The organism is Candidatus Laterigemmans baculatus (genome assembly GCF_010367455.1).
Lineage (GTDB): Bacteria > Planctomycetota > Planctomycetia > Pirellulales > Pirellulaceae > Laterigemmans > Laterigemmans baculatus.
Genome location: NZ_WRPR01000094.1, coordinates 1 through 8,253, shown reverse-complemented (window position 1 = coordinate 8,253; position 8,253 = coordinate 1). Strand labels below are relative to the sequence as shown.

8 protein-coding genes are annotated in these 8,253 nt (G+C 61.1%); 3 read left to right on the top strand and 5 right to left on the bottom strand.

Going from position 1 to position 8,253, the window contains the following annotated elements; genetic code table 11:
- Positions 1 to 152 precede the first annotated feature (152 nt).
- The gene (locus GNK13_RS17315; protein ID WP_164103813.1) at positions 153 to 2,045 is read right to left on the bottom strand and encodes a sulfatase-like hydrolase/transferase; all 1,893 of its coding nucleotides are present in this window, start codon (positions 2,043 to 2,045) and stop codon (positions 153 to 155) included.
- Between the two features lie 273 nt (positions 2,046 to 2,318).
- Positions 2,319 to 2,984 (bottom strand): methyltransferase domain-containing protein, encoded by a 666-nt coding sequence (locus GNK13_RS17310; RefSeq protein ID WP_164103812.1) that lies wholly within the window; start codon positions 2,982 to 2,984, stop codon positions 2,319 to 2,321.
- 197 nt (positions 2,985 to 3,181) lie between these two features.
- On the opposite strand from GNK13_RS17310, the gene GNK13_RS17305 reads away from it, so the two are divergent.
- Both GNK13_RS17305 and GNK13_RS21530 read left to right on the top strand, forming a co-directional pair.
- Complete coding sequence (locus tag GNK13_RS17305; protein ID WP_164103811.1) at positions 3,182 to 3,358, top strand: DUF1501 domain-containing protein; 177 nt, start codon at positions 3,182 to 3,184, stop codon at positions 3,356 to 3,358.
- A gap of 151 nt (positions 3,359 to 3,509) precedes the next feature.
- Positions 3,510 to 3,983, top strand: a complete 474-nt coding sequence (locus tag GNK13_RS21530; RefSeq protein WP_203329118.1) for a hypothetical protein — start codon at positions 3,510 to 3,512, stop codon at positions 3,981 to 3,983.
- 227 nt (positions 3,984 to 4,210) lie between these two features.
- Here GNK13_RS21530 and GNK13_RS17295 read toward each other — a convergent pair whose 3' ends face one another.
- From GNK13_RS17295 to GNK13_RS17285, 3 genes are all read right to left on the bottom strand, one after another.
- Positions 4,211 to 4,759: a GNAT family N-acetyltransferase gene (locus GNK13_RS17295; protein WP_164103810.1), complete on the bottom strand. Its 549-nt coding sequence runs from the start codon at positions 4,757 to 4,759 to the stop codon at positions 4,211 to 4,213.
- Positions 4,746 to 5,090, bottom strand: a complete 345-nt coding sequence (locus GNK13_RS17290; protein ID WP_164103809.1) for a hypothetical protein — start codon at positions 5,088 to 5,090, stop codon at positions 4,746 to 4,748. Before GNK13_RS17290 ends, GNK13_RS17295 begins: the two co-directional genes overlap by 14 nt.
- 371 nt (positions 5,091 to 5,461) lie before the next feature.
- Entirely contained in the window at positions 5,462 to 6,367 is a 906-nt protein-coding gene (locus GNK13_RS17285) for an alpha/beta hydrolase (protein WP_164103808.1), read from the bottom strand.
- 342 nt (positions 6,368 to 6,709) lie between these two features.
- Between GNK13_RS17285 and GNK13_RS17280 the strand changes: the two genes are divergently transcribed.
- Positions 6,710 to 8,059 (top strand): acetylxylan esterase, encoded by a 1,350-nt coding sequence (locus tag GNK13_RS17280; RefSeq protein ID WP_164103807.1) that lies wholly within the window; start codon positions 6,710 to 6,712, stop codon positions 8,057 to 8,059.
- Positions 8,060 to 8,253 lie beyond the last annotated feature (194 nt).

Below are 8,253 nucleotides of genomic sequence, written 5' to 3'. Positions count from 1 at the left end.
CCCGCGTTGGGCCGCTGAAGTGGTGATGTACCTCAGCAGGATGCGCCGCTTTTTTCACTCAATCAAGAACACGACTTTCGACAATAGCTCGCGTGAGAAAGTGGCGCTGTCCAGCTAGCGCCTGCGGCTCACCCGAGGCTAGCGCCTGCGGCTCAACGGGGGCGGAGGACGATTCGGCGGAGGTCCATGACTGCGGGGCCGGGTTTGGATTGCGGTTTGACTGCCAAGGTTTGGGGGCCAGCCGCAAGTTCGACGGTGCCCACAGTCCGCAAAATCATCTGCTGGAAGTGGCCGGTTTCCTGAACCGTGAAGTGGAGGATTTCACCGCCGACCTCAATCGCGACTTCGGCTCCTCCACTTCCCTTTCCACATCCCTGTTGGACTTCGACCTCATAACGTCCAGCGGCCGGAACGTCGAATTTCCACTCGGCCCAGTCAGTGGGATCGATCCAGTACCCCAGCACATTCTTGTGCGGCTCTGGTTCATACCGCATCGTTTTGGCGTGGACGATGGCATCTCGGGCCAGCAATCGGACGTCGCCTTGCGGCGGAGTCACGCGAGCGCGGCGTCCTTTGATCGCAGCATTCATTGCGGCTCGCCAGGATTTCCACTCTGGTTCCATCGCGGCCGCCGTGTCTTTGGCACGCAGTTGCGACGGGTCTTGTTCCACGTACAGCTGGCGGTGGAGGGCTGGATCGAAGTCGGGATTGGGAGTCGGCATTTGGGCTCCGACGCGGGTGCGCCACTGGCTCAGCTCCGCTTGGAGCGCTTCGGCGGTGTCGGCATGGGTTCCGGCAAGGTTGCGGGTTTCGCCTGGGTCGGAGGCGAGATCAAAGAGTTCGACCGAGCCATCTTCGAAATGCTCAATCAGCTTCCAATCCCCACGGCGGATCGCTCCGGCCGGGCGACCGCCCTGATTCGTATAGTTGGGGAAATGCCAATAGAGCGAGCGCTCGGGCAGCGGCTGGCCGCGAAGCAAACCGAGCAGGCTCGCGCCGTCGAGCGGGCCTGCCGTCTTTGCCACATCGACGCCCGCTGCCTCGAGCAGGGTCGGCACGAGATCGGTCAGGACCACCGGCGCGTCGCTGGTCGTGCCGGCTTCGATTGTTTCCGGCCAGCGGATGATCAAGGGCTCGCGGAGTCCTCCTTCGTAGACAAACCCTTTGCCCGCTCGGAACGGTGTGTTATGAGTCGCTGGCGTGCCGGCGGATTCCAGCACATGGAGTCCACCATTGTCGCTGGTGAAAATGAAAATCGTCCGCTCTTCGAGTCCTAATCGATCGACCGTATCCATCAGCCGACCAACGGTGTCATCCAGCGTTTCCATCATGGCGGCATAGGTGGGATGAAATGCGGAAGCGTGTTTCTCGACCAATTCTGGTTTTGCCGCCAGTCGGATGTGCGGCGTGTGGTGCGGCACGTAGCAGAAGAACGGTCGATCGTGGTTCTCTTCGATGAACTTTTCGGCCGCTGCGGTGATTGCATACTCATGCTTGCCGCCTTCGGTTGCCGAGGGTTCCGAATTGGCAGGCGGCAGAAAGACAGTCTCAAAGCCTTGGCGGTCGGGACCAAAATCGCGATTCCCGAGATGCCACTTGCCGAACAGACCCGTCGCATAACCGGCTGCGTGAAGCCACTCGGCAATCGTCGGCTCCTCAAGCGGCAATTGCCCTTCGATCACCGGTTGCAGTAGCTTTTGCGATGCCGCGTCGGGACGCCCCGGCAAGTAGTTCGTCAGATGCAGGCGGGCTGGAGATTTGCCCGTCATCAGTGCCGCCCGCGATGGCGAGCAGATAGGCTGTGCGGTGTAGGCGGAAGTGAACCGCAGCCCCGCTTCGGCCAAACGATCGAGATGCGGAGTCGGCTGATCTCGACGGCCGTAGCACGACAGATCATGGATCCCCAGATCGTCGGCAAGGATCAAGACGATGTTCGGCTGCGTGGCAGCCCGCTCGGGGTCGCTCGGTCGAGCCGGTTCCGCCGCAGCGGTGGAAGCGAGAGCCGCCAAGAGAACAAGCAACGAGAGCGGACAGAGTCGGGTCATGGAAGAAGGTCCACAAGTGGCACAACGGGGAGAAGTGTCGATCGCAACAGACCAGTGCTGGCCAAGGACCGCCAGCATAACCCACAAAGCCAACTCCAAATTCCGCGGCGGCATTTGGTGGATCCCGCCGAGTGGGAGTCGCTGCTGCGGCTGGTCGATCTTCAACGTGCATAGTCGCCTTTCGCTCCGCGAAAGTAGCGTGAGCAGCACAACTCTCGCGGAGCGAAAGGCGACTATGCAGACGCTGCTTTCGCGGAGCGAAAGGCGACTATGTCAGGCTGGAAAGCCTGACGTACGAGGGGCTCGGGTGAAGAGGGCCATTTGCGTCGGGGGGCCGAGCACCAGGTCTTCTTCTCCGATGCCGCGAAAGCAAACCTGGTAGCCGTTCCGCTGGGCGACGCCTCGCGACCAATTACGGAACTTTTCACGATCCCACTCAAAGCGGTGGTCGAGCTGGCGAAACTCCCCCGGGGCGAGTCCGAGGAGCTCGTTGTACTCCACGTTGGGAGTCGTCAGGACCACCGTCTTCGGTCGGTAGTAGCCAAAGACCGACTGCTCCACGCTGCCCAGCGTCCCCGGATCGATGTGTTCGATGGTCTCGATCATGGCGCAGGCGTCGAACCCGCAGAGTTCGGCATTGCGATCGGTATAAGAACCGACGATCAACGACAGGCGCGCCGGCTGCTTCGCCGATTGAGAGCCGCCGAAGTCTTGATGGCCGCCGCAGTCGTGATGAATCGCTTGCTCAGCGTGCCACAGCGTCGCGCTGCATTTGTCGACGCCCACAATCCGCTGGAACTGGGGCACCTGGACCAGCCGCCGCAGCAGCCCGCCGGATCCGCAGCCCAGATCGAGCACGCTGCGAGCGCCGCTGTCGCGGAGCGTTTGAGCCGCCACGTCGAGCCGCTCTTCGTGCAGATCGGTTTTGTCGTACAGCATCGCGAAGCGGACAGGCGGAATAAAACAGGCGAATGCGGGCGAGACTTGAGTGAGGTATTCTAAGGGCCACCGCTGTAACGCAAGTCGCCTCCGCACGTGGCTCCCGCAATTCGCTATGAACACTGCCCCCGCCCGCCTCACTTGCGCTCTCATTTGTTGGCTTGCGAGTTTGCTCGTCGGGGCGCAGACCGCGGCGGATGAACCCGCCCAAGCACCCGGTGGAGAAGCCGGTCGGTATCCGCGATCTGCAAGCGACGATCCTGCACGTCCTGGGGCTCGATCCCCACCGATTCCACTTCCCTTACCAAGGGCTCGACCAACGCTTGATCGGGCCGACCGAGGAGGGACGCGTGCTGCAAGACATGCTCGCTTAAGGCCGCGGCAACTCTTCGTTAAATGGGGGGGCGCAATGTGGGGCGGATTGTCCTAAAAGGGGGCCTTAGGACGGGTGGTTGGCATGATGGCTGCAGCCGGCAAAGTCTCGGTGACTGTCACATCTCTCCCTCCCTTCCCAGGAGCTGACCCATGCTACGTCCAATTGCTCTCCTTGGCCTTGCCGCTGGATTGCTCACCTTCGGCGCCCCTTCGGCTGAAGCTGGCGGCTGCGGCTACTACAGCCCGAGCTACGTCGGCTATTCGAACTACAATTCGGGCTACTCCCCCGGCTACTACTCGCGTTTGAACTACGGAGTGCGGACGACCAACCCTTACGCGTATGATGTGGTTGGGCGGCGAGTCGGTAACTACGACGGGTATCGCGGCTACGGCTACCGCAGCTATGGCTACCGCAGCTATGGGTATCCGAACTACGGCTACCGAAGCTATCGGTATCCGAACTACGGTTATCGCAGCTATGGCTATCCCGGCTACGGCTATCGCGGCTATTACGGGCGCAATCCCTACTATGGCCGCAGCGGCTATGGTTTCGGTCGCGGCTATGGCTATGGTGCCGGGTATGGTTATGGCCCGGGCATTTCCATCGGCATTGGCGGCTGGTGAAACCTCCGGAAGCTCACCTCGCCCTCCGCCATAGTCGCCTTTCGCTCCGCCATAGTCGCCTTTCGCTCCGCCATAGTCGCCTTTCGCTCCGCGAAAGTAGCGTTTCTGCACAACTTTCGCGGAGCGAAAGGCGACTATGCACAACTTTCGCGGAGCGAAAGGCGACTATGCGCAACTCTCGCGGAGCGAAAGGCGACTATGCACAACTTTCGCGGAGCGAAAGGCGACTATGGCGCGAGCGGCTTCGTATAGAACAGCGTCCGATCTTTCGCTTCGGCCGAGCCCCCGCGAAAACCGGCCGCTTCGTAGATCCGTTTTGCCCGCAGGTTGTTCTCCAGCACCTCCAAGGTGATGCGACCACAACCGCGCTCTTGGGCTTTTGCTTCAGCCGCTTCGAGCAGCGCTCGGCCAATGCCGCGCCCTTGGAAATCAGGCAGCACGGCCAAGTCGTGGATGTTCAGCAGCGGACGCCCAAGGAAGGTGGAAAAGTTCACGAAGCAGGTCGCGATTCCGACCGCCCCCGCATGTTCCTCGCCACCGGATGCTCGCTGCTCTTCGTCGCCCTGCTCCCGACGATAGGCGAGCAGGATCAGCGTGGTCGGATGAGCTCGCAGGCCGGGTATCAGCCGCTCGAGCACCTCTGGGGAAAGCGGGCCGCCATTGCCCATGGGCTCTCGGGCGTAGGCCTCGGTGAGGGCAAGCACCTCCCGCTGATGCGTGGCGAGCGAAAGGTCCGCCTCGACGATGCTCACCGCAGCCTCACTACGGCTCTTCATCGCTAAGAAACTGCTTCATCCAGTTGTTGTTCTCGGTCCGGGTCTCAATGAACCGTGGCGTCTTCCAAGTTTCCAGATCACCGTAGTAGCCGGTGACGGTGATGAGATAGAAGTCGGAGACCTGCGACATCAACATCCAACGCTGGGGTTTTCCAGTACCGAAGGAAGGTTGCCACTCGACGTTGATGATTTTCTCATCGTCGATCATCACCAACTGCGTGTATTGTCGTCCCTTCGACTGCGTGTGGTTGAGGACGATCAAGTCACAGCTCCACCGATCTTCCATGGTGGGCGTCGGCAGAAAACAAAGCGAGAGCAGGATTGCAATCATGGCAAACAAACGCCTCAATCTTTGAAAGCGTGTATTGGGAGTAGACCCCCGACGGGAACAGGCCTCGATTACGCGGTGGTAGCTAGCACCGGGAATTGGAATCCCCAGCATCTAAAGCGATAATCGACCGAAATCTAGACGTTCCCCAGCTGAAACAATCTCGCCTGCGACCGAAACCCCCAGAGCTTCGGCACAGTTCCGCCCTTTTGGTGGAGGGCTTGCAGCGGCGGATTTCGCGGGTTTTTCCGGAAATTGAGCAGTTCGGCGGACTCCTCGCGCACGGCGAAAACGCCGACCGCGATTATTTTTCGACAGCGGAAATCCGCAGGCCCGATCGGGCCTGCGGAGGTCGCCTCCCTCCGTGGGCTGGTTTAGAGGTAGCCCATCGCCCGCATCCAGCTTTCGCACAATTGTGGCCACTGGCTGACGGCATCTTCCGAAACTCGCAGCCCATATCCATGACCACCGCGGACAAAGATGTGCAGCTCCGTGGGCACTTTTTGCTTTTTCAACTCGATCATCAATAGTGCTGCACCGACCGCACGGTCCGCGTCATCCTGAGTGACAACCATGAAGGTAGGAGGCGTCCGCGAGTCGAATTGTAAGGCCGGGTCCAACTGGGGACGCTCGCTATTGCTGTCGGCGAGATAGGCGGGATAGATCGGGATCAGGAAGTCGGGCCGCTCAAACGCTGCCTGCGGGCTGTCCGCCGCAGACTCCTCGGGGACCGTCGCCGAACTCACGGCCAGATGCCCACCGGCGGAGAAGCCAAGCACGCCGACCTTGGTCGGGTCGATCTTCAATTCGTCAGACCGCTCGCGCACCAACCTCAACGCTTGCCGGAGATCTTCCAGAGGCCGCTCGCCAGGTTTCTCCTCTTCGGCTTTGGGAACGCGGTATTTGAGGACCAGTGCGGTGACGCCGATCCCCTGCAGCCAAGCGGCGACTTCGGTCCCTTCGAGGTCGTAGGCCAGGATCCGATAACCGCCGCCGGGACAAACGATTACGGCGGTGCCGGTGGCTGTGGCGGGATCGGCCGGAAAGACTTCCAACGAGGCTCGGCTGATGTCGGTGAGCCTCAGCACAGGACGGCCAGCGACTTCACGGCCCTCGATGCGGCGCGGTTCGGTGGACGACTCTTGCACGTCTCCCTCGGCGCCTTTCACTGGCAAGGGCCAGACCTCTCGCTCGTCCGCCCCCGCCGCGGGGCCGCCAAACGCGGCGCCGCAGACGAGCAGGACGGGCAGAATTATCCACGACTGATGCGTTCGAATCATGAGCTCACTCCGGGAGGGTTTCGCATGCAGCGACCGATCAACGTGCCGGTCTCCGTATCAAGAGATCCTAGAGAATAGGCAAAACGTCGGCCGCTGGCGCTTCGATCGGAAACCGGCGGCTAGCGGAGTGCAGCGCATGCAGCCACGCTGTTGAACGCGATCATCAGGGCGATCACGATTGGTTCGACGGTCCACATGCCTATTCCCATGCTTCCGAAAGAAACCCTCGCTCCCTTAGGATGCACCTCCGGTCCCATCCGAACCAGTAGGGATCGCGGTGGCCACTTGGTCGCTTTACGAACCCTAGCGTCGTATCCAGCTCCAACCCCTCAATGCAACCTCATGAAGCCTTTTGTTCTCCCCTCCCGGCTGCTGAACCCCTCCATCGGTCGCGGGTTGTGTCTGCTCGTGGCGGCCACGCTCCAGTTGACCCAGCTGCAAGCCGAGGACACCTACCAGCTGAAAGTCGTTACCGAACCCGCCGAGGCGATCTACGAGGTCGGCCAGTCGGCGAGGTTCCTCGTCACGCTACTAAAAGATGGCGAAGAGGTGAGCGAAGGAACGGTCTCCTATGCCATCGATGATTTCATTCCCGACAATCCTCCCTCGCCCGAACACTCCAGCGGCACGGTCCAGCTCAGCGGCGAGGCAGCGATCGAGGCGACTTCCTCAAAGCCGGGATTCCTACTCCTGCGGGCTTCGTTTCGCACGCCCGAAAATCAAACCCTGGTGGCCACCGCGGCCGCCGGATTCTCGCCGTTGAAGATCCAGCCGAGTCTGCCGGTGCCGGAGGACTTCGACCAGTTTTGGGCGGAGCAGAAAGCTCAACTCGCCCGCGTCCCGATGGATCCAAAGCTTACACCCGTCGAGCAAGCCAACGCAGATGTCGAATGCTACGACGTCCAACTCGCCTGCTTAGGAGGAGCTCCCGTCTCTGGTTATCTGGCGAAACCGAAAAATGCCGCTCCCAAGAGTCTGCCAGCCATCCTCTGGGTGCATGGGGCGGGTGTGCGAAGTTCGAGCTTATACGCGGCGATCTCCGGCGCTCAGGCCAACATGCTGTCGATGGATATCAACGCCCACGGCATCCCCAATGGTAAGCCGGCCGAGTATTACCAGGATCTGGCGGCCGGGAAGCTGAAAAATTATCGCCATGAGGGACGCGAGAGTCGCGAGACCAGTTACTTCCGAGGAATGTATTTGCGACTGGTGCGGGCGATCGACTTTCTCACCAGCCAGCCCGAGTGGGACGGTCGTATTCTCGCGGTCAATGGACACAGCCAAGGAGGCGGGCAAGCCCTGGTCGCCGGGGGACTCGACGACCGTGTAACTTTTGTGGCTTCGGGAGTGCCCGCGATTTGCGATCACAGCGGCCGAGTGGCAGGTCGCATCAATGGGTGGCCCAAACTGGTGCCCACCGGCGAGGATGGCAAGCCCGACCCGCAGATCCTGGAAGCTTCGCGGTACGTCGACGCCGTGAATTTTGCAAGCCGCTGCCGAGCCGATGCCATTTTAAGTGTCGGCTTCATCGACCAAACGTGTCCCCCGTCGAGCTGTTATGCCGCCTACAACCAGCTGACCGGTGACAAGCAGATGATCAACGAGCCGCTGATGGGACACGCCGGACCGCCGCACATCAAGCAAGCTTTCTTCGAACGCATCCAACAGCACGTCAAAGAAATGCAAGAGTGACAGTGCTCGGGCTTTTTGGCAGTGTTAGAAGCTTGCCCCCACCGTCACCCTCCCCCCGGGCATTGGTCTCTACAGAAGTCCAAGGGCTAGGAAAGGCACCGCCATCACCCTCCCCCCGGAGGTCGTGCAGTTTTCCGGTCCCCTCTCCCCCGCGGCTTGGCTGCGAACGAAAGTTCCGCAGCCAAGCCGTGGGG

Excerpts from the sequence above, each read along its gene's own strand:
- GNK13_RS17315 (WP_164103813.1), bottom strand. The coding sequence starts at position 2,045 with ATGACCCGACTCTGTCCGCTCTCGTTGCTTGTTCTCTTGGCGGCTCTC.
- GNK13_RS17310 (WP_164103812.1), bottom strand. The coding sequence starts at position 2,984 with ATGCTGTACGACAAAACCGATCTGCACGAAGAGCGGCTCGACGTGGCG.
- GNK13_RS17305 (WP_164103811.1), top strand. The coding sequence starts at position 3,182 with ATGAACCCGCCCAAGCACCCGGTGGAGAAGCCGGTCGGTATCCGCGAT.
- GNK13_RS21530 (WP_203329118.1), top strand. The coding sequence starts at position 3,510 with ATGCTACGTCCAATTGCTCTCCTTGGCCTTGCCGCTGGATTGCTCACC.
- GNK13_RS17295 (WP_164103810.1), bottom strand. The coding sequence starts at position 4,759 with ATGAAGAGCCGTAGTGAGGCTGCGGTGAGCATCGTCGAGGCGGACCTT.
- GNK13_RS17290 (WP_164103809.1), bottom strand. The coding sequence starts at position 5,090 with ATGATTGCAATCCTGCTCTCGCTTTGTTTTCTGCCGACGCCCACCATG.
- GNK13_RS17285 (WP_164103808.1), bottom strand. The coding sequence starts at position 6,367 with ATGATTCGAACGCATCAGTCGTGGATAATTCTGCCCGTCCTGCTCGTC.
- GNK13_RS17280 (WP_164103807.1), top strand. The coding sequence starts at position 6,710 with ATGAAGCCTTTTGTTCTCCCCTCCCGGCTGCTGAACCCCTCCATCGGT.